Below are 19,796 nucleotides of genomic sequence, written 5' to 3'. Positions count from 1 at the left end.
GTCACTCAACCCTTCTTTCTTCGCGCGAGCGCTCATCGCAATCCCAAATCCAAAATCCGGCCGGCGATGATGTTCTTCTGGATCTGCGAGGTCCCACCCATGACGCTCTGGGCCCGGCTGTACATGTAGGCGCCGAACAGCTCCTCGTCCGAGGTGCCGACGGCCTTGAGCGCGGCGTGGCCGACCGACTGCTCGACCCAGGTCATCAGCAATTTGTCCAACGACCCCTGTGGGCCGTGGGTCAGACCGCCGAGCTGCTCGGAGAGCCGCCTACGCACGTGCAGCCGCAGCATCTCGGTCTGCACCCAGGCCCACAGCAGCTCTTCGGGCGGCGTGCCGTCGAGGCGGGACGCCATCTGACGGACGGTCTTTCCGTAGCGTGCCGAGAAGCCGAGCGTCGAGGGTTCTCGCTCGTGGCTGACGACGGTCATCGCGAGCTTCCAGCCCTCCCCCGGTGCGCCGACCATGTTCCCGGTGGGCACCCTCGCGCCGTCGAAAAGCACCTGGCCGAATTCCTTGGTGACACCACTGATCATCTTCAGCGGTCGCTGCTCGATCCCAGGCTGGTGCATGTCGACGATGAACGCCGAGATGCCCTTGTGCTTGGGCACGGCCCGGTCGGTGCGCGCCAGCACCAGGCACCAGTCGGCGACGTCGGAGTAACTGGTCCACACCTTGTGTCCGGTGATGACGTACTCGTCACCGTCCTTGACCGCGGTCGTCGTCAGCGACGCCAGGTCGGAGCCCGCGCCGGGTTCGGAGAAGCCCTGACACCAGCGCTCGGTGCCGTTGATCATGCCGGGCAGAAAGCGTTGGCGCAGTTCCTCATTGCCGTGATGGCTGAGTCCGACGACCAGATAGCCCAGGCTGGGCCGTGCCGGGGCGCCCGCCTTGGCGATCTCCTCGTCGACGATGACGTCGTAGACCGGCGGCAGCTCCTGCCCGCCGTACGCCTTCGGCCACGAGGTGCCGAAGAATCCGGCCCCGAACAGCGCCTGATGCCATTCGCCCGCCTTCTCCCAGTAGGCGTCACCGGAGGTCGGGAACTTGCCCTGCTGCGCGACGAGCCAGTCGCGCAGGCGCTCCCGGAAGGCGGCTTCGTCGGGTGAGTCACGAAAGTCCAATGGTCAGCTCCTCCAGCTTCGCGGGCCAGGTCTCGGTGGCGGCCAGCACCCGCCGCAGATAGACGTGGGCCAGACACTCCCAGGTGTTGCCGATGCCGCCGTGCACCTGGATCGACGTCTCGCACACCGTCATCGCGGCGCGCGCACAGTAGATCTTGGCGATCCGCGCGGCCTCCACCGCCTCGCGGACCGGCAGTTCGTCGACCGCCCAGGCAGCATGCCTCGAGATACTGATCGACCCCTCGATCAGTGCCAGGCTCTCCGCGAGCAGATGCGCCACCGCCTGATACGACCCGATCGCGGCCCCGTACTGTTCGCGCACCTTGGCGTAATCGGTGGCCAGCGTGTGGGTTCCGCGCGCGGCCCCGACGATGTCGGCCGTCGTCGACGCCAGCGCGAGCGCATACCAGCGCCCGGACTCCTCCTCGGAGAGCTCGCCGAGCCCGGCGGGTGCGGCGTCCACTCCGGCAAGGGAGCCGGTCAGATCGACCGATGGCGGTCCGTCCGCGGCGGCAGCCACCTCGCGCCCCAGGCGACGCCGCAGGTCGTCGACGAGCACCGGCCCGAGGAACGGGACGTCGATCAGGCCGCGGCCGAATTCCTCGGCCACGATCGCCACCTCCACGGCCGACGCACCGTCCGACCGCAGGGTCCGGAAACCGGTGGCGTCGACCGCCTTCTCGAGGCGCGCGATGCGGGTGGCGTCGTCGAGATCGGCCACCGACCCCGGGCCGAGATCGCCTGCCACCTCCGCGGCCGCGTCGCGCAACTGCTGTTGCTCAGCCGTCAGACGGACGTCCATGCTGCTCCTTCACCACTCGGCGCAAGACCTTCCCCGAAGGCAGGCGCGGGATGTCGGGGACGAACACCACCCGACGCGGTCGCTTGTAGGACGCCAGCTGCTCGCCCACCAGTTGGATCAGTTCCTCGGCGCCGACCGGACTTCCGGTCGCCACGGCGGCCACCACCGCCTCGCCGTCGGCGGAGTCCGGCTCGCCGAACACCGCGCAGTCGGCCACCGCCGGATGCCCGTGCAACACGGCCTCGATCTCGGCTGGAGCCACCTGAAAGCCCCGCACCTTGATCATCTCCTTGCACCGGTCGGTGATCCGCAGGAAGCCGTCTTCGTCGAGGCAGCCCACGTCGCCGGTGCGGTACCAGCCGTCCTCGAACGCCCCCGGCGTCGCGGACTCGGGCAGATAACCGGCCATCGCTGAGTCCGACCGCACCTGGATCTCGCCGTCGGCGCCCGGCCCCAGCGGCGCACTGCCGTCGAGGGCGACGATGCGGACCTGCACACCGGGTACTGGGCGACCGACGGTGTCCAGCCGCGCACCGTCAACGGGATTCGCGGCGATCACCGGGACCTCGGTGGTCCCGTAGGCGGTGACCCAACGCAGACCGGCGCGGTCGGAGACGCGCTGCGCCACGGTCTCGGTGACCGGCGTCGCACACCACATGACGTACCGCAGTGACGATAGGTCGTAGCTCTCCAACTTCGAATGTGCCGCCAGCGCAAGGGCGATCGGCGCGACCGCCATCTCGATGGTGATGCCGTCGGCCTCGATGTGGTGGAGCATGGTCTCGATGTCGAAGCGCGGGTGCAGCCGGATCCAGGCGCCGGTCTCCAGTGCCATCACGATGTTGAGCAGACCGAGGATGTGCGACGGCGGCGTCATGATCTGCATCCGGTCGGCAGACGACAGTTCCAGCGCGGCCCGCCAGTGCCGCACTGCCGCCGCGAAGGCGCGGTGGGTGTGCCGGACCGCCTTGGGCATGCCGGTCGTTCCCGAGCTGAACACGAACAATGCGTCGGTGTCCGGTGCGGGGGGATCGAAGACCCGGCATCCCGGTGTCACCGGTTCGTCGAGGGGGCGCATCGGCATCAGCCCGGCCAGCACCGGGTGGTCGCCGACTGCGTGCCGCGGGCGGGTCAGTTCCAGCGCGTGGGCGACCTCGGCGCGCTTCCAGGCCGGGCTGATCAACACGGCCGCCGCGCCGAGCGCCCAGATGGCACGCAGCGCGACGACGAACTCGGGCCGATTGGACGACGCCACCGCGACGCGGTCACCCGCGCGGACCCCGCCGTGTTCGAGGGCGGTGGCCATTCCACTGGTGAGCGCGTCGATCTGGGCGAGCGAATAACCGCGATCGCCGTACGCCAGCGCGACGGGCTGCGTCACGTGTCGGCCATCGCTCACGCCGCCGGACCCTCCTGCACCCGTAAACTACTGTTGAGAACACCCTATCATTTCTGGAGAATAGTATTCTCCTATAGTCAGAACAGCCCTGTTAAAGGAGTCCCATGACGGCCGAACCGATGCCCGCGCCCGGCGGCGAGGTCACCATCGTGCTCGATCGGAAGACGGCCAGCGTGCGGCGCATGCCCGGCGAGACTCTGCTCGAGAGCGCACGGCGCGCCGGGATGGCTCCCCCGTTCTCCTGCGAGGCGGGCAACTGTGGCACCTGCATGGCGAAGCTGACCGAGGGCACCGCACCCATGCGGGTCAACGACGCGCTCGACGAGGACGAGGTCGAAGAGGGATATGTGCTGACCTGCCAGGCCGTGCCCGACACCGAGCGGACCACGGTCACCTACGACGAGTGATCGCTCACCGGCGCGGGCGGTGGCGGCCGGTACTCGGGCCGGAAACCGGCGATCCGGATCGGGCTGCCCACCAACCGGAAGTCGCCCGCCTGGACCACGACCTCGGGGGTCGCCTCCAGCGCCTCGGGCAGGCTGCGCACGGCCGCCGCCGGGATGCCCAGCGGCCGTAAGCGTTTCTCCCACCCCACGGCGGAGTCGCCCGCCAGCGCGGCCTCGACGAGCGCCAGTACCTCGTTCCGGCGCGCGGACCGCTCGGCCATGGTCGGGAAGCCCTCGATACCGGCCTCGTCGGCGAACAGCCGCCAGAACCCGTCGTGGGTGATGAACAGCGCGAGATACCCGTCGGCTGTCGAGAACAGTTGAGCGGGAACATAATACGAATGCGCCCCGTTGGGGTGCCGGAGCGGGTGGACACCGTCGTTGAGGTAGGCCGCCGCCCGGTAGTTGAGTTGGGAGAGCATGACGTCGCGCAGCGAGACATCGACCTGACCACCGCGGCCCGCGACGATCATCGCCAACAGACCCAGCGCCGCGGTCAGCCCGGTCGAGTTGTCCGCCGAGGAATAGCCGGGCAGCGTGGGTGCACCGTCGGGGTCGCCGGTCATCGCCGCGACGCCGGTCGCCGCCTGGATGACATAGTCGAAGGCCGGATCGTCACCGCCGTCGAGGCCGAACCCCGTCATCGCGACGCAGACGATCTTCGGATTGACACGCGACAGATTCTCGTAGGTGAGGCCGAGCCTGCGGATCACCGACGGTTTCATGTTCACCAGCAGCGCATGCGATTCCGCGACCAGCTCCACCAGCCGCTGCCGCCCCTCGTCGGAACGCAGGTCCAGACACACGTTGGTCTTGTTGCGGTTCAGGCTGGCGAAATAGCTGTCACTCACCTGGCGGGAGATCTCCCCGCCCGGGGGTTCGATCTTGGTCACCTCGGCGCCGAGATCGGCGAGCATCATCGTCGCGTAGGGCCCGGCGAGCATCACGCCCACCTCGAGGATCTTGATGCCGGCGAGCGGACCAGAGCTCACTGCACCTGCTTGGCGAGCTCGGCGATCACTTCCCTGGTCCGGTACTTGGACGCGATCAGCTCGTCGCGGTTGTCCCCGATCGGCAGCAGGCGCACCGACAGATCGGTCACCCCGGCGTCGGCGAACTGCTTGAACCGCGCCAGGATCGCCTCTTCGTCACCGGCGGCGCAGAGATCGCCGACGTCGCGGGCGTCGCCGCGGTCGAGCAGCTTCTGATAGTTCGGCGACGTCTCGGCTTCGGCGAGGATCCGGTTCGCCCGCTCCTTGGCCGCGTCGATCTCGGAGTTCGCGCACAGACACACCGGGATGCCGGCGACGATCCGCGGCGCCGGGCGGCCCGCGTTCTCGGCGGCCTTGGTGATGCGCGGCGCGATGTGGTCACCGATCGCCTTCTCGTCGGCCATCCACAGCACGGTGCCGTCGGCGAGTTCGCCGGCGATCTGCAACATCACCGGCCCGAGCGCAGCGACGAGCACCGGCATCGGTGAATCCGCTTGCAGCACGGTCGGGTTGTGCACGGTGAACGAGTCGTTCTCGACGTCGACGTCCCCGGGACCCGCCACCGCGGCGTTGAGCACCTCGAGATAGTCACGGGTGTAGGCGGCCGGCTTCTCGTACGGGATGCCGAGCATGTCGCGCACTATCCAGTGGTGCGACGGCCCGACGCCGAGCGCTAGCCTGCCACCGGTGGCGGCGTGCACCGAGAGCGCCTGACGCGCCAGCGCGATCGGATGCTGGGCCTGCAAGGGGACGACGGCGGTGCCCAACTCGATGCGGGTGGTCCGGCCGCCCATCAGCGCGACCATCGTCAGACAGTCGAAGTCGTTGGGCACCTGCGGCATCCACGCGGTGTCCAGGCCCGCCGACTCGGCCCACTCGATGTCCGAGACCAGCTTGGTGACCTTGCGCATCATGTCGCCGCGCTCGGCCCCGATCATCACGCCGAGTCTCAATGTTCCACCTTCTCCGTCAGCTTGCGCACCTCGGTCACCAGCACGTCGAGCGCGGTTCCGGTCGGGAACACCGCGGCCGCACCGGCTTCCAGCAACTTGGGCACATCGGCCTGGGGAATCGTGCCGCCGACGACGACGGCGATGTCACCGGCGTCGGCCGCGCGCAGCGCGTCCACCACGCGCGTGGTGAGCCCCAGGTGCGCACCCGACAGGATGGACAATCCGACCAGGGCGACGTCCTCCTGCAGCGCGATCGACACGATGTCCTCGATGCGCTGCCGGATACCGGTGTAGATGACCTCGAACCCCGCGTCGCGCAGCGTGCGGGCGACGATCTTTGCGCCGCGGTCGTGGCCGTCCAGACCGGGCTTGGCGACCAGCACGCGGGCGGGAGCGCTCATCAGCTGTGCCCTCGCTTCTTCGCGCAAGCGCTCATCAGTCGCCCCCGCTTCTTCGCGCAAGCGCTCATCAGAAAACCACCGGTTGCTGGAACTCGCCCCACACCGCTTTGAGCGCCGACACCATCTCCCCGACGGTGCAGTACGCGTTCGCGCAGTCGATCAGCTTGTGCATCAGGTTGTCATCCCCCTCGGCCGCCCGGGACAGCGCGGCCAGGCTGGCTGCGACCGCATCGGAGTCCCGCTCGTCCTTGACCTTCGCCAGCCGCTTGAGCTGGAGGTCCCGGCCTTCGGCGTCGAGCTCGTAGGTGTCGATGTCGGCCGGCGGTTCGTCGGTAACGAACTTGTTGACGCCGACCACCGGGCGGCTGCCGTCCTCGATCTCCTTGTGCATCGTGTACGCCTCGTCGGCGATCAGGCCCTGCAGATAGCCGTCTTCGATGCAGCGCACCATGCCGCCGTGCTGTTCGAGATCGTGCATGATCTCGATGATCTTCTCCTCGGTGGCGTCGGTGAGCGCCTCGACGAAGTAGGAGCCGCCGAGTGGATCGGCCACCCGGGTGACCCCGGTCTCGTAGGCGAGGATCTGCTGAGTGCGCAGGGCCAGCGTCGCGGACTCCTCACTGGGCAGCGCGAACGGTTCGTCCCACGCCGCGGTGAACATCGACTGCACGCCGCCCAGCACCGAGGCCATCGCCTCATAGGCGATGCGCACGACATTGTTCTGCGCCTGCGGCGCATACAGCGACGCACCGCCAGACACGCACCCGAAGCGGAACATCGACGCCTTGTCGCTCGTCGAGCCGTACCGTTCGCGAACGATGGTCGCCCAGCGCCTGCGTCCGGCGCGGTACTTGGCGATCTCCTCGAAGAAGTCGCCATGGGTGTAGAAGAAGAACGAGATCTGCGGGGCGAACTTGTCGATCGACATGCGCCCGCGCTCGACCACCGTGTCGCAGTAGGTGACCCCGTCGGCGAGCGTGAACGCCATCTCCTGCACCGCGTTGGCGCCGGCATCGCGGAAGTGCGCACCGGCGACCGAGATGGCATTGAAGCGCGGCACCTCGGCGGCACAGAACTCGATCGTGTCGGCGATCAGGCGCAGCGACGGCTCCGGCGGCCAGATCCAGGTGCCGCGCGAGGCGTACTCCTTGAGGATGTCGTTCTGGATGGTGCCGGTCAGTTTCTCCCGCGGCACCCCGGCCTTTTCGGCCGCGGCGACGTAGAACGCCAGCAGGATCGCGGCCGTGCCGTTGATGGTGAAACTGGTGCTGATCTTGTCCAGCGGTATGCCGTCGAACAGGATCTCGGCGTCCGCGAGGGTGTCGACCGCGACGCCGACGCGGCCCACCTCTTCGCCGTACTCCGGATCGTCGGAGTCGTAGCCGCACTGGGTCGGCAGATCCAGTGCCACCGAAAGCCCGGTGCCACCCTGATCCAGCAGGTAGCGGTATCGGCGATTCGACTCTTCGGCAGTGCCGAACCCGGAATACTGCCGGAACGTCCACAGCTTGCCGCGGTACCCGGACGCGAAGTTGCCCCGGGTGAACGGATAGGCGCCGGGCGCCGGCGGTTCGTGTTCGCGATCGCCCGGCCCGTACACGGGTTCGAGCGGTATGCCCGAGGAGGTCTGCACGAGGTCGCTCATCGATGGATAACGTACTTGCAAAAAATGAGAATGCCAATACCGCTTACAGGGAAACGCCCGCTAGGAGCCGGTGCCGGATGGGACCGCGGCGACCGGGGCACGGTGCGGTCGACCCCGCGTTTCACCTCGACGAGCGGTGCGACACAATCGGTGATTACGCCACTTGCAGATAATGAGAATGGCAATACCATCGAGGGCGAGTCGAGGAGGTCCATTGCCCAGCGAAAACGGGGCGTCCGGCCAGCGAGCGCTGTCCGACCGCACCCTGGTGGTGTCCGGGGGCAGCCGCGGCATCGGACTGGCCATCGCGCTCGGCGCCGCCAAGGCCGGTGCCGAAATCGTTCTGCTGGCCAAGACGGCCGAACCCCATCCCAAGCTGCCGGGCACCGTGCATACCGCGGTCGCCGAGATCGAGGCCGTAGGCGGCCGGGCCGTCGCCGTGGTGGGCGACGTCCGCGAGGAAGACGATGTGCAGCGCGCCGTCGACACGGCCGTCGAACACTTCGGCGGGGTGGACATCGTGGTGAACAACGCCAGCGCCATCGCCACGGAGACGACCGAACACCTCAGGGTCAAGAAGTTCGACCTGATGATGGACATCAATGTGCGCGGGACCTTTCTGCTGACCCAGGCGGCGCTGCCCCACCTTCGCGCGTCCTCGAATCCGCATGTGCTGACCCTGGCGCCGCCGCTGAACACCAGCCCGCACTGGCTCGGCGCGCATCCGGCCTACACCCTGTCCAAATACGGCATGACGCTGCTGACGCTGGGCTGGGCCGAGGAGTACCGCGACGCCGGTATCGCCTGCAACTGCCTGTGGCCCGAGACCTACATCGCCACCTCCGCCGTGGCGAACATGGCCGACGGGCAGCAGGCGCTCGAGTCGGCGAGGAGCCCTGAGATCATGGCCGACGCCGCAGTCGAGGTGCTGTCGCGCCCCGCCCGGGAAGCGACCGGACGGTGCTACATCGACTCCGCGGTGCTGACCGAGGCCGGCGTGACGGACCTCGCCCGCTACGGCGGCGGCGACCGTCCGACCCTCGACATCTTCGTCGACGAATACGTGGACAAGGGCGTGGAAGTGAACGTGGACAAGGCAGCGGCCGGGGTATGAGTATCTCGCTGCTGCTGGAGATGGCGGTGTCGGCCGGGCCCGACCGCACGGCCGTGGTTTGCGACGATCTACGGCTGAGCACAGACGAGCTGAGCACGCTGGCCGACGGCGGAGCCGGTGCCATCGCCGGCTCCGGAGCGGCGCATGTCGTCTACGTCGGCACCGGCGGTGCGCTGCTGCCACTGCTCATCTTCGCCTCCGCGCGCGCGGCGGTCCCCTTCACTCCGCTGAACTACCGCCTGAGCGCCGAGGGCCTGAGTGAGCTGATCGGGCGGCTGCCGGATCCGCTGGTGATCGCCGACACCGAGTACCGCGACATGGTCGCCGGGTCCGGACGGCCCGTCATCGACTCCGCTGACTTCCTCACCGCCGCACGGCAGGCCGAGCCGGCCGCCGAATTCGCCGACCCCGACGCTGTCGCGGTGGTGTTGTTCACCTCCGGCACCACATCGCGACCCAAAGCCGTCGAGCTGACGCACAACAACCTCACCAGCTACGTCACCGGAACCGTCGAATTCGCCTCCGCCGACCCCGCCGACGCCGCGCTGATCTGTGTACCGCCGTACCACATCGCGGGCGTCGGGGCGGCGATGTCGAATCTGTACGCCGGTCGGAAGATGGTGTACCTGCGCCACTTCGACGCCCGCGAGTGGATCCGGCTGGTCCGCAGCGAGGGGGTCACCACCGCGACCGTGGTGCCCACCATGCTCGACCGGATCGTGACCGCGCTGGCCCACGAGCCGGTCGCGCTGCCCACGCTGCGCAACCTGGCCTACGGCGGGTCGAAGGTGGCGCTGCCGCTGGTACGCAGGGCTCTGGAACTGCTGCCGGGGGTGGGCTTCGTCAATGCCTACGGGCTCACCGAGACCAGCTCCACGATCGCGGTGCTCGGCCCGGAGGATCACCGTGCCGCACTGGACTCCGACGAGGATGCGGTGATCCGACGGCTCGGATCGGTGGGCCAGGTGGTACCGGGCGTCGAGGTGCAGATCCGCGCCGAGGACGGGACGGTCCTGGGGCCGGGGCAGACCGGTGAGCTGTTCGTGCGCGGCGATCAGGTCTCCGGGCGCTACACCGAGATCGGCTCAGTGCTCGACGCCGAGGGCTGGTTTCCGACCAAGGATGTCGCCGCCCTGGATGCGGACGGCTACCTGTTCATCGGCGGCCGGTTCGACGACACGATCATCCGGGGCGGAGAGAACATCGCACCGGCCGAGATCGAGGACGTCCTCGTGGAGCATCCGGACGTCCGCGACGTCGCGGTGGTCGGACCCGAGGACCCCGAATGGGGACAGATCATCGTCGCCGTCGTGGTGCCCCGCCCCGGCGCGTCGCCCGACGCCGACGATCTGCGTCGTCACGTACGCAGGCACCTGCGTGGCTCGCGGACCCCCGACCGGGTGGTCTTCCGCGAAGAACTGCCCACCAATGCCACCGGTAAAGTCTTGCGCCGCGAGCTGATCCGAGAATTGCACGCCGCCGCCGACGAACCCACGAAGGAGCCCGCATGATCAAGAACGGCACGCGCCTGCAGAGTCAGGTGTGCGACACCCAGGTGATCGTCGTGCGCAGCGCCGACAGCCTCGACGACCTACGGGCCGGCGGGGTGCCGATGGTCGCGCTGGACGCACCGAAGTCCGACGATGTCGCGCTGGACCCGGCCTTCGGCGGCGGATCCGTGATGGGTAAGCGCTACGTCGACGAAAGCGGCGCGGAGGTCCTGGTCACCAAGGCCGGTCAGGGCACGCTGTCGGTCGGCGGGACTGCGCTGAGCCTCAAGGAGGCCAAGCCACTGCCAGCCAGCGACTGAGCAGCTGACGCGCCGGGATGTTGATTTCCCGGCGCGATCGGGAATGCACAGCTTCACACCATCCGGGGAGCTGCCATGACCATCGCCGAAGGAAGTAAGCGCCGCGACGCCCCACCAGCCGAACTGCGCCGAGCGATCCGTGGCGCGTCGGTCGGTAACACCGTGGAATGGTTCGACTTCGCCATCTACGGCTTTCTCGCCTCCTACATCGCCGACAAGTTCTTCCCTTCCGGCGATGACACCGCGGCGCTGCTCAACACCTTCGCCATCTTCGCCGCCGCCTTCTTCATGCGGCCGCTCGGCGGTTTCTTCTTCGGCCCGCTCGGCGACCGCATCGGCCGCCAGCGGGTGCTCGCCCTGGTGATCCTGCTGATGTCGGGTTCGACGCTGGCCATCGGTCTGGTGCCCAGCTACGACACCATCGGGGTGTTCGCGCCGATCCTGCTGCTTCTGCTGCGCTGTCTGCAGGGGTTTTCCGCCGGCGGCGAATACGGCAGCGGCGCCTGCTTTCTCGCCGAATACGCGCCCGACCGCCACCGCGGCTTCGTGGTGTCCTTCCTGGTGTGGTCGGTCGTCATCGGATTCCTGCTCGGCTCGATCACCGTCACGGCGCTCGAGGCGATGCTCAGCGAATCGGCGATGGACGCCTACGGCTGGCGAATCCCGTTCCTGCTCGCCGGGGCGCTCGGCGGCGTCGGCCTCTACATCAGGCTGCGTCTGGGTGACACGCCGGAATTCGAACAGTTGCGGGAATCAGGTGAGGTGTCGACGTCACCGTTGCGCGACGCGGTCACCACGTCGTGGAGACCGATCCTGCAGATCGCCGGTCTGGTGGTCATCCACAACGTCGGCTTCTACACGGTGTACACCTTCCTGCCCAGCTATTTCACCGAGACCCTGGGATTTTCGAAGACCGACGCGTTCATCTCGATCACCGTGGCCAGTGTGGTCGGTCTGGTACTGATCCTCCCGCTGGGCGCGCTGTCGGACCGCATCGGGCGCAAGCCCGTGCTCATCTGCGGTGCAACAGCTTTCGCGGTGTTCGCCTACCCACTGTTCCTGCTGCTGACCTCCGGGTCGCTGCCGGCAGCGGTGGCCGGGCACGCGGGGCTGGCCGCGCTGGAGGCGCTGTTCGTCTCGACCTCGCTCGCGGCGGGCGCCGAACTGTTCGCCACCAAGGTGCGCTCCAGCGGCTATTCGATCGGCTACAACGCCTCGGTCGCGCTGTTCGGTGGAACCGCACCCTACGTCGCGACGTGGCTGACCGACCGCACCGGCAACCCGCTCGCGCCCGCCTACTACGTGATCGTCGCCGCGGTGATCTCGTTGGCGACGATCCTGACCATGCGGGAGACCTCGCGACGGCCGTTGCGCAGGCAAGTCTGAATGCTGCGCTAACCGGTGATGTCGGTGATCGCCTCGGCGGTGTGCAGATCGGCGTAAGCGGCTGAATACCGTTGCGCCAGTGCGACGGCGATATCCGGCCGCTGCCATAGTTCGCCCGCGCTGGCGGTGCACAGCCACAACGTCAGTCCGTGTGCGACCGACGCCCGGTAGCGCAGCCAGATGTCGTCGAGGGAGGGGATCTCGGCGGCGGGCAGGTCCAGCGCGTCGCGGTACTCCTCGATCAGCTGCCGTTCGGCCGAGCGGCGGTCCGCGATGGTCAATGCGCCCTGGAGGAAATAACCCAGATCCAGCGACCAGTTGCCCCGCCGGGCGACCTGCCAGTCCAGGAACCCCACCTCATCCGACGGCAGCAGGTACGTGTTGCCGATGTGTGGATCCCCGTGCAGCAGCGTCTGTGTGGTGCTGGTCAGCGTGGTGATGTAGGGCTTCCAGATCCCGTCGATCAGCCGCTCGATGGTCAGTGACATGACCTCGTCGGGGGCGACGTCACCGAGGCGGTTGAGCGCCTCCTGCAGCGGCGCGGCTCCCATACCGTCCCACGGGACGAAGGGTTCCAGCCAGCCGAGCGCCGGGTCATCGGTGACCCGCCCCCAGAATCGGCCGTGCATCCGTGCCAGACCACGCACCCCGGTGGCGGCCTGTTCGACGGTCAGCGGTCGGGTGGCGTCGCGCGGATCAGCGCCGCGGGCGGTCAGATCTTCCATGACCAGGATGAAGTCCTCGGCCTGTTCATCGATCAGCGCGGCGTAGACCGTCGGATGTTCCAGCGGCAGTTCGACACCTGAGGTGAACAGTCGCGGTTCATGGAACAGCCCACTGGTCAGGCGCACCAGATCCCGATGCGCCGGATCGACCGCCTTGACGAAAACCGTCGCGGGACCGTCGCCCGTCGCATAGGTCAGCCCCAGCCGGGCCCGCCGGTTGGTCCCGTCGTCACGCAATTCGACGGTGACCGCGTCGACGACCACATCGGGGTGTCGCTTCGACAGCGCCGCGGTCATCCATTGCGGGGTGATCTCCTCCCAGTCCCGCGGGACGGCGAGCTCGACGCTGGTCACCGCAACACCGCAGGCATCGAATCCCAGCCTCGCACAGTCGATGTCGGTGAGATTCTGGCGTTGGCGAGGTCGACGTCCCACTCGGGGAACCGCTTGAGGATCTCCTCCAGCGCGATGCGGCCCTCCAGCCGCGCCAGCGCCGAACCGAGGCAGTAGTGCGTGCCGACGCTGAACGCGAGATGCTGACGCGGTTCGCGGTGGATGTCGAAGACGTCGCCGTCCGGCGGGAACTGCCGATGATCGCGGACGGCCGCGCCGATGAGCATCATCATCACACTGCCCGCCGGCACCGTCTGTCCGTGGACGTCGACGTCGCGGGTGACGTAACGGGCCACGTGCGGAGCGGGCGGCTCGAAGCGCAGCAACTCCTCGACCGCCAAGGGGATCAACGCCGGATTGTCGACCAGTTCGCGGCGCTGCTCGGGATGTTCGGCGAGCACCTTGGCCGCCCAGCCGATCAGCCGGGTGGTCGTCTCGTTGCCGGCGCCGGCGACGACGTTGAGGTAGACGAGGAGCTCGTCGCGACGCAGCCGGCGTTCGACGCCGTTCTCGTCGGTGAAGACCACGTTGAGCAGGTCGGTCATGATGTCGTCGGACGGGTGGTCAGTACGCCAGTCGATGTATGCCTCGAACACCTCACCGGCCACCATGCCCCGTTCGGCGGCGGCCATCGGCTTGCCCGCCTGGGTGCGCAGCTGGGCGTTGCCATAGTCGCGGATCATCTCCTGGTCGTCCTCCGGGATGCCCAGCAGTGAACTGATCACCTTCATCGGCATCTGCGCGCCGAAGTCGGCGATGAAGTCGAAGCCGCCGGACCCGACCAGCGGATCGAGGCTCTGCGCGCAGAACTCTCGGATTCTCGGTTCCAGCGCGTTGACCTTGCGCGGGGTGAACATTCGCGCCAGCAGCTTGCGGTGCACGTCGTGGATCGGCGGGTCCTCGAAGATCACCGTGCCAGGCGGAATGTCGATGTTGGCTTTGATCAGTTCGACGATCGCACCGCGCGCCGAACTGTAGGTCTCGTGATCGACCAGCGCTTCGCATACGTCGGCGTAGCGACTGACGGCGAAGAAGTCGTGCTGGGTGTTGTAGTACAGCGGCGCCTCTTCCCGCAGCCGCTTGAACATCGGGTACGGATCGGCGTTCAGTTCCACATCGTAGGGATCGAAGTAGATGTCGGGGCTGGCGCTCACGGTCACGGCTATCACCTCTCTCCGCGCAGAGATTACACGCGTAAGTGCACGATAATAGTGACATCAGCGGGCTCGAATGTAATCCTCAGGTGGAGGCGCGCTGAATCAGCCTCGCGACGTCACCCGGGCTGGATTCCGGCTCGGCCGGTAGCCCCAGGGCCGTCATCATCGCCGCAACCGCGACGTCGACGATCACCTCCGCGTCGAAGGCGACCGAACTCAGCGGTGGGCCGGCGACCGCGCCCAGCGGCCGGGCGTCCACACCGAGGACGGCGAGATCGGCCGGGCACCGCAGTCCCGCCTCGCGCACACCGTGCAGGGCCACGAACGCCGTCTCGTCGCTCTGGGCGCAGACGGCGGTCACGTCATCGGCCACCCACCGGGACACCACGACTGCGGCGTTGGCGCCGTCACTGATGAGGGTGTCGACCGCCAGTTCGGGCAGCCCGCGCCGCCGCGCGGCGATGCGCAGCCCCTCGAGCCAGTAGTCGCCCAGCGCCCGCAGTTGCGGGACATCCGAATAGGCGAACGCGATGCGCCGGTGACCGCGGGAGACGAGATGCTTGATCCGAAGTTCGCCGATCGACAGGTGGAGTTCGCCGAGTGCACGCAGCTGGGCACTGCCGAGGTGGATCTGCGGGATCCCGGCCGCGTCGGCGGCGGCCCGTGCCGGCCCGGTCAGGGGGAAGACGCCGGCGACCGCCAGTGGGTTGAGATCGTTGATGGCGTCGACGACGTTGCGGTCGTCGTCAGTCTCGAACTGCAGCGACAACACGATGCCGTGCCGAGCCAGGGCGGTGGTCAGCCGGCTGCCCACCTCCATGAGGAGCTCACCGAGGGACAGCCGTGGCACGATGTAGAGCACGACGCCGCTGCCGCCCACCGCCAGATTTCGCGCCGCGAGGTTTGGACGGTATCCCAGCGTTCTCGCGGCATCGCGGACCGCGTCGCGGGTCCGAGTGGAAATACGTTGCGAGGCAACGTTGTTGAGCACATAACTGACGGTGGCTGTCGACACCCCGGCCAGTCGGGCCACGTCGGCCTTGGTCGGCCGGGCCGATCCCCTGGCGCTCACCGAATCATCGTCGCACGTCCACCCCGCCCGTCGTGGCCAGCGGCCGGCCGGCGGTCTCGGCCACGGTGAGCAGCGCGCCCAGCGATACGACGGCCGCGACGCTCAGATACAGCGCCGGCGCGAGTCGGTTGCCGGACGTCGAGGTCAGCCAGGTCACCACGTACGGGGTGGTGCCGCCGAACGCGGCCACCGAGATGTTGTAGCCGATCGAGAACCCGCTGTAGCGGACCCGCGTCGCGAACAGCTCCACGCCCGCGGTCACCGCCGCCGACACGTACACCGACTCGATCGCGGCGAGGAGGCAGTGCGCGGCGACCGCGGCGACCACCGACCCCGAGTTCAGCAAGACGAACAGCGGATAGGCCAGGACGATGTAGGCCGCCGCCCCGCCGAGGAGCAGCGGCCGTCGGCCCACCCGGTCCGACAGCGTCGCCAGCGGGAGGATCAGCACCAGCGCGACCAGACTCGCCAGCGTGATCGACACGAACGACACCGTCTTGCTGAACTGCAGCGTCCTGATGAAGTACGTGGGCAGGAAGGTGAACACCACGTAGTAGCCGACGTTGAACACGATGAACAGCCCGATCACCTGCAGGATCGGCCGCCAGGCCGTGGTCGTGGCCTCACGTAGCGGCGAGGTGGCGACGTGGTCGGCCCGGCTGAGTGCCTCGAACTGCGGCGTGTCATCCAAGCGCAGACGGATGTAGAGACCGACCAGCCCCAGCGGTGCGGCGATGAGGAAAGGGATGCGCCAGCCGTAGCTCTCCATCGCCTCGGCGGGCAGCAGCGCCTGTAGCAGGGTGACGGTCACCGATCCGAGCAGGAACCCGAGCACCCCGGACCAGGCGATGAACGTCACGGTCAACCCGCGCCTGCCGTCGCGGGCGTATTCAGCGAGATAGACTGCACCACCGCCGTATTCGCCGCCTGCGGAGAAGCCCTGCACACAGCGCAGTAGCAACAGCAGCAGCGGCGCCGCGACACCGATGGTCGCGTAGGTGGGCAGCAGGCCGATGCCGAGTGTGGCGGCCGACATCAGCAGGATGACCACGGCGAGCACCTTCTGGCGACCGATGCGGTCACCGAGCGGTCCGAAGACGAATCCACCCAGCGGGCGGACCAGAAACGCCGCGGCGAAGATCGCGAAAGTGTTGAGCAGGGCGGCGGTGTCGTCACCGGACGGGAAGAAGTTCGCGGCGATGAAGGTGGCCAGGAAGCCATAGATGGCGAAGTCGAACCACTCGACGGCGTTGCCGATGGACGCGCCGGTGATGGCTTTGCGCACCGCGGCGCCACGGGCCGTGTTGTCCTCCATGACGGTGAGACGCTACCCGGACTTACCCGCATAAGCGGCCGTTGAGCAGGGCGCTTAGCAGTTGGTGTCGACCAGCCGGGGCCGTAGCCGCGCGGCGTCGATGTCGGCGCCTGCGTCGAGGGCGGCGACGAGCGCCGTCGCGTGGTCGATCAGCCCGGAGACGTCGATGCGATACGGGCCCGCCGACCGGTACGGTGCGATCCGCTCGGCTCCACGGCTCAGCAGGGTGCGCGCGCCGCGACGGTTGCCCCGCTGGATGTGGGTGATGCCGACCATCAACTGGGCCAGCCCCTGCCACAGCGGCTTCTCCCCCGCCGGACCGTCCTTCCAGGCCGCCTCGAGCACTTCATGGGCGTGGAAAGCCCGGCCGCCGTCGAGGAGTTCCTGGGCGTAGGTCAGCGATTCGGCGGGCGCGAGGTGGAGGTCGTCGGGAATACGGTCGACGCCGGTGCTGCCCGGCGGCAGCGGACGGCCCAACGCGTCGCGGGGGCGGGTGTTGCGCGGCCGGCCCTCGTCGTCGCGATCCCGATCGGCCATCGGTCCATCATGCGCTTCCGGTGTCAGGGCGCCGCCACGCCGCCCATGCCCCGGTCGCCCACAGGGCCCAGATCACCAACAGCGGTTGGAACAGCAACCGGATCGCCCGCGCTCGATCGGAGTCCAGACCGAACGCGTCGGTGTGCGTGACGAACTGCGAGATGTTGCCGGGGAAGACCGCCACGAAGAACGCCGCGGCGAGCCACCCGAGCGCAACCCGCCAGCGGCCGAGCAGGACCAGCGCCGCACCGAGGACGATCTCCACCACACCCGAGGCGAGGACGACGAAATCGGCGTCGAGCGGGAGCCATCCGGGCACCTGCGCCTGGAACTCGGTGCGGGCGAAGCTCAGATGCGCGACACCGGCGTAGCCGAGCATGACGCCCAGCAGCATGCGGAACAACGATCGGATCAAGTGCGGGCGGAGGGACTCGAACCCTCACGCTCTTTCGAACACGGGCACCTAAAGCCCGGGTGTCTGCCAATTCCACCACGCCCGCGAGGCGAGCCCACCTTACCGCCCGCGCGGTGGTGGGCGCTGCGGCCGCGGACCAGGCGGTACCGTGGGAGCGTGTCCACTACACGGCGTAGGAGGCCTGCGCTCATCATGCTGGTCGTGGTCGCCGCGGCCGGCTGCCTGGCGCTGGCCTGGTGGCAGTGGACCCGTTGGGAGTCGACCTCGGGTAGCTTCCAGAACCTGGGCTACGCACTGCAGTGGCCGGCGTTCGCGGTCTTCTGCTTCTACGCGTATTTCAAGTTCGTCCGCTACGAGGAATCGCCGCCCGAACCGCGCCGGGCCGATGAGGTGACCGAACTGCCGGCCGGCCTGCTGCCCGAGCGGCCGACCATCACCCGGACTCCCGACGACGGGGCCGACGACCCGGCACTGCGCGAGTACAACGCATATCTGGCGAACCTCGCCGAAGCCGACAACGAAGGCAGAACCCCCTCATGACCGCATCGCCGACGCCCGCGGGCGTGTCGATCGAGACGATCCGCAAGGCCGTCCGCAACTACCGGGTGCTCGCCTGGGCCACCGGCATCTGGCTCATCGTGCTGTGCGCCGAGATGGTGCTCAAATACATCGTCAAGGTCGACTGGCCCTTCCTGTGGCTGGTCGCGCCCATCCACGGCTGGGTGTATTTCGCCTATCTGCTCGTGACCGCGAATCTGGCGGTGAAGGTCCGCTGGCCGATCGCCAAGACGGTCGGCATCCTGCTGGCCGGCACCATCCCACTGCTCGGCATCATCGTCGAGCAGCGGCAGAGCCGCGTGTTCAAGGAGCGGTACGGGATCTGACGAGTTCTCCGACCGAGTCGGCGACGCCCGGCGCGGAATCGGAGCTCGGCTGCGGGATCATCAGCGCGATCACCCCGGCCAGGGCGGCCGCACAGGCGGCGATCATCAGCGCCGCGTGGAAGCCGGCCAGCGACGGCACGAGCTGGCCGGCGAACGACGTCGTCATCCCGGCGAGCACCGCACCCATCACCGCACTGGAGATCGACGTGCCCAGTGAGCGAGCCAACGCGTTGATCCCGTTGGCCGCCGCCGTCTCGGTCACCGGCACCGCCGCGTTGATCAGCGCGGGCAGCGATGCGAAGGCGAACCCGACCCCGACGCTGACCAGGACATTGAGCATCAGCACCTCGATGGGACTGTCCAGCAACCACAGCCCGCCGACGTAGGACGCGGCGATGATCGCGCATCCGGCGACCAGCGTCGAGCGGGGTCCGCGCCGCGCCGCGATCCGGGCCGCGAGCGGGGCGGACACCATCATGGCCAACCCGCCGGGCGCCATCCACAGGCCGGTGTGCAGCATCGACTGGCCGAGCCCGTAGCCGGTCTGCTCCGGCAACTCCAGCACCTGCGGGGCAACCAGGGAGAGCGCGAAGAGCCCGAAGCCGACGCCGACCGAGGCCAGGTTCGTCGTCAGCACGGGCCGGCGCGCCGTGGTACGCAGATCGACGATCGGCGAGCGGGCGCGCAACTGCCACCAACCGAACAGCACGAAGATCACCGGCGAGGCGACGAACATGCTCAGCGTTGCGGCACTGGACCATCCCCACGTCTGGCCCTTCGAGATGCCCAGCAACAGGGTCACCAGACCACCGGCCAGTCCGAGCGCCCCGACCACGTCCACGCGGTCGGGGCTGCGCGCGTCCACGGCCGGGATGAGCGCCGCGAAGGCCACCAACGCGGCCGCGCCCAGGCCGGCGGCGAACCAGAACAGGACGTGCCAGCTGAAGTTCTCGGCGATCACCGCCGACAGCGGCAGGCCGAGCGCACCCCCGACCCCGAGCGACGCGCTCATCAGACCCATCGCCGTGCCGACCTGCTGCGGCGGGACCGCCGCGCGCAACACGCTGATACCCAGGGGGATGATCGGCATGCCGAAGCCCTGCAGGCCGCGCCCGACGATCACCGGGAGTAGCGAGTCGCTCACCGCGGCGACCACCGAACCGGCGGTCAGCAGCGCCGCACACAGCATCAGGATCGGCTTGGGCCCGTAGATGTCGCCGAGCCGG

General features: G+C 68.4%; 21 protein-coding genes and 1 tRNA gene. 7 read left to right on the top strand and 15 right to left on the bottom strand.

The window, feature by feature from the left end:
• Positions 1 to 32: 32 nt before the first annotated feature.
• Genes ACN27E_RS00110 through ACN27E_RS00100 form a run of 3 tightly spaced genes read right to left on the bottom strand, consistent with a single transcriptional unit; the run spans position 33 to position 3,325 of the window.
• On the bottom strand, positions 33 to 1,124 hold the full coding sequence (locus tag ACN27E_RS00110) for an acyl-CoA dehydrogenase family protein (protein ID WP_422745913.1): 1,092 nt from the start codon (positions 1,122 to 1,124) through the stop codon (positions 33 to 35).
• Positions 1,111 to 1,926, bottom strand: coding sequence for an acyl-CoA dehydrogenase family protein (locus ACN27E_RS00105; RefSeq protein ID WP_422745910.1), 816 nt, complete (start codon positions 1,924 to 1,926; stop codon positions 1,111 to 1,113). The genes ACN27E_RS00110 and ACN27E_RS00105 overlap by 14 nt, the downstream gene beginning before the upstream one ends.
• A complete protein-coding gene (locus ACN27E_RS00100) occupies positions 1,904 to 3,325 on the bottom strand; it encodes a class I adenylate-forming enzyme family protein (protein WP_422745908.1) in 1,422 nt (473 codons plus the stop codon). Before ACN27E_RS00100 ends, ACN27E_RS00105 begins: the two co-directional genes overlap by 23 nt.
• 104 nt (positions 3,326 to 3,429) lie before the next feature.
• On the opposite strand from ACN27E_RS00100, the gene ACN27E_RS00095 reads away from it, so the two are divergent.
• Positions 3,430 to 3,732: a 2Fe-2S iron-sulfur cluster-binding protein gene (locus tag ACN27E_RS00095; RefSeq protein ID WP_422745905.1), complete on the top strand. Its 303-nt coding sequence runs from the start codon at positions 3,430 to 3,432 to the stop codon at positions 3,730 to 3,732.
• Here ACN27E_RS00095 and ACN27E_RS00090 read toward each other — a convergent pair.
• The 4 genes from ACN27E_RS00090 to ACN27E_RS00075 all read right to left on the bottom strand — a co-directional run bounded on the left by ACN27E_RS00090 (position 3,720) and on the right by ACN27E_RS00075 (position 7,762).
• On the bottom strand, positions 3,720 to 4,763 hold the full coding sequence (locus ACN27E_RS00090) for a CaiB/BaiF CoA transferase family protein (protein ID WP_422745902.1): 1,044 nt from the start codon (positions 4,761 to 4,763) through the stop codon (positions 3,720 to 3,722). The genes ACN27E_RS00095 and ACN27E_RS00090 overlap by 13 nt on opposite strands.
• Positions 4,760 to 5,716, bottom strand: coding sequence for an LLM class F420-dependent oxidoreductase (locus ACN27E_RS00085; RefSeq protein WP_422745900.1), 957 nt, complete (start codon positions 5,714 to 5,716; stop codon positions 4,760 to 4,762). Before ACN27E_RS00085 ends, ACN27E_RS00090 begins: the two co-directional genes overlap by 4 nt.
• Entirely contained in the window at positions 5,713 to 6,117 is a 405-nt protein-coding gene (locus ACN27E_RS00080; protein WP_422745898.1) for a cobalamin B12-binding domain-containing protein, read from the bottom strand. The genes ACN27E_RS00085 and ACN27E_RS00080 overlap by 4 nt, the downstream gene beginning before the upstream one ends.
• A 67-nt stretch (positions 6,118 to 6,184) precedes the next feature.
• The gene (locus ACN27E_RS00075; RefSeq protein ID WP_422745897.1) at positions 6,185 to 7,762 is read right to left on the bottom strand and encodes a methylmalonyl-CoA mutase family protein; all 1,578 of its coding nucleotides are present in this window, start codon (positions 7,760 to 7,762) and stop codon (positions 6,185 to 6,187) included.
• A 214-nt stretch (positions 7,763 to 7,976) separates the two neighbouring features.
• Between ACN27E_RS00075 and ACN27E_RS00070 the strand changes: the two genes are divergently transcribed.
• The 4 genes from ACN27E_RS00070 (at position 7,977) to ACN27E_RS00055 (ending at position 12,072) form a co-directional block, all read left to right on the top strand.
• The gene (locus ACN27E_RS00070; protein ID WP_422745891.1) at positions 7,977 to 8,876 is read left to right on the top strand and encodes an SDR family oxidoreductase; all 900 of its coding nucleotides are present in this window, start codon (positions 7,977 to 7,979) and stop codon (positions 8,874 to 8,876) included.
• A complete protein-coding gene (locus ACN27E_RS00065) occupies positions 8,873 to 10,387 on the top strand; it encodes a class I adenylate-forming enzyme family protein (protein WP_422745890.1) in 1,515 nt (504 codons plus the stop codon). The genes ACN27E_RS00070 and ACN27E_RS00065 overlap by 4 nt, the downstream gene beginning before the upstream one ends.
• A complete protein-coding gene (locus tag ACN27E_RS00060; protein ID WP_422745888.1) occupies positions 10,384 to 10,686 on the top strand; it encodes a hypothetical protein in 303 nt (100 codons plus the stop codon). The genes ACN27E_RS00065 and ACN27E_RS00060 overlap by 4 nt, the downstream gene beginning before the upstream one ends.
• A 75-nt stretch (positions 10,687 to 10,761) precedes the next feature.
• On the top strand, positions 10,762 to 12,072 hold the full coding sequence (locus tag ACN27E_RS00055; RefSeq protein WP_422745887.1) for an MFS transporter: 1,311 nt from the start codon (positions 10,762 to 10,764) through the stop codon (positions 12,070 to 12,072).
• Between the two features lie 8 nt (positions 12,073 to 12,080).
• Here ACN27E_RS00055 and ACN27E_RS00050 read toward each other — a convergent pair whose 3' ends face one another.
• The 7 genes from ACN27E_RS00050 to ACN27E_RS00020 form a co-directional block, all read right to left on the bottom strand.
• Complete coding sequence (locus tag ACN27E_RS00050; protein WP_422750135.1) at positions 12,081 to 13,094, bottom strand: phosphotransferase; 1,014 nt, start codon at positions 13,092 to 13,094, stop codon at positions 12,081 to 12,083.
• Between the two features lie 53 nt (positions 13,095 to 13,147).
• Complete coding sequence (locus ACN27E_RS00045) at positions 13,148 to 14,350, bottom strand: cytochrome P450 (protein ID WP_422745885.1); 1,203 nt, start codon at positions 14,348 to 14,350, stop codon at positions 13,148 to 13,150.
• 79 nt (positions 14,351 to 14,429) lie between these two features.
• A complete protein-coding gene (locus ACN27E_RS00040) occupies positions 14,430 to 15,419 on the bottom strand; it encodes a LacI family DNA-binding transcriptional regulator (protein WP_422745884.1) in 990 nt (329 codons plus the stop codon).
• Between the two features lie 4 nt (positions 15,420 to 15,423).
• Positions 15,424 to 16,734, bottom strand: coding sequence for an MFS transporter (locus ACN27E_RS00035; RefSeq protein WP_422745883.1), 1,311 nt, complete (start codon positions 16,732 to 16,734; stop codon positions 15,424 to 15,426).
• Between the two features lie 54 nt (positions 16,735 to 16,788).
• Complete coding sequence (locus ACN27E_RS00030; protein ID WP_422745882.1) at positions 16,789 to 17,271, bottom strand: DUF309 domain-containing protein; 483 nt, start codon at positions 17,269 to 17,271, stop codon at positions 16,789 to 16,791.
• Between the two features lie 7 nt (positions 17,272 to 17,278).
• The gene (locus tag ACN27E_RS00025; RefSeq protein ID WP_422745880.1) at positions 17,279 to 17,665 is read right to left on the bottom strand and encodes a DoxX family protein; all 387 of its coding nucleotides are present in this window, start codon (positions 17,663 to 17,665) and stop codon (positions 17,279 to 17,281) included.
• Positions 17,666 to 17,687: 22 nt separating this feature from the next.
• Positions 17,688 to 17,771, bottom strand: a tRNA-Leu gene (locus ACN27E_RS00020).
• Between the two features lie 71 nt (positions 17,772 to 17,842).
• Here ACN27E_RS00020 and ACN27E_RS00015 point away from each other — a divergent pair.
• Entirely contained in the window at positions 17,843 to 18,226 is a 384-nt protein-coding gene (locus ACN27E_RS00015) for a hypothetical protein (RefSeq protein ID WP_422745878.1), read from the top strand.
• The gene (locus tag ACN27E_RS00010; protein WP_422745876.1) at positions 18,223 to 18,570 is read left to right on the top strand and encodes a DUF3817 domain-containing protein; all 348 of its coding nucleotides are present in this window, start codon (positions 18,223 to 18,225) and stop codon (positions 18,568 to 18,570) included. The genes ACN27E_RS00015 and ACN27E_RS00010 overlap by 4 nt, the downstream gene beginning before the upstream one ends.
• Here ACN27E_RS00010 and ACN27E_RS00005 read toward each other — a convergent pair.
• On the bottom strand, positions 18,548 to 19,796 hold a 1,249-nt coding region (locus ACN27E_RS00005), incomplete at its 5' end, for an MFS transporter (protein WP_422745895.1). The genes ACN27E_RS00010 and ACN27E_RS00005 overlap by 23 nt on opposite strands.

The organism is Mycobacterium sp. WMMD1722 (assembly GCF_049315205.1).
Classification (GTDB): Bacteria; Actinomycetota; Actinomycetes; order Mycobacteriales; family Mycobacteriaceae; genus Mycobacterium.
The sequence above is the reverse complement of the archived record's forward strand: the minus strand, read 5'-3'. Positions and strand labels throughout refer to the sequence as shown.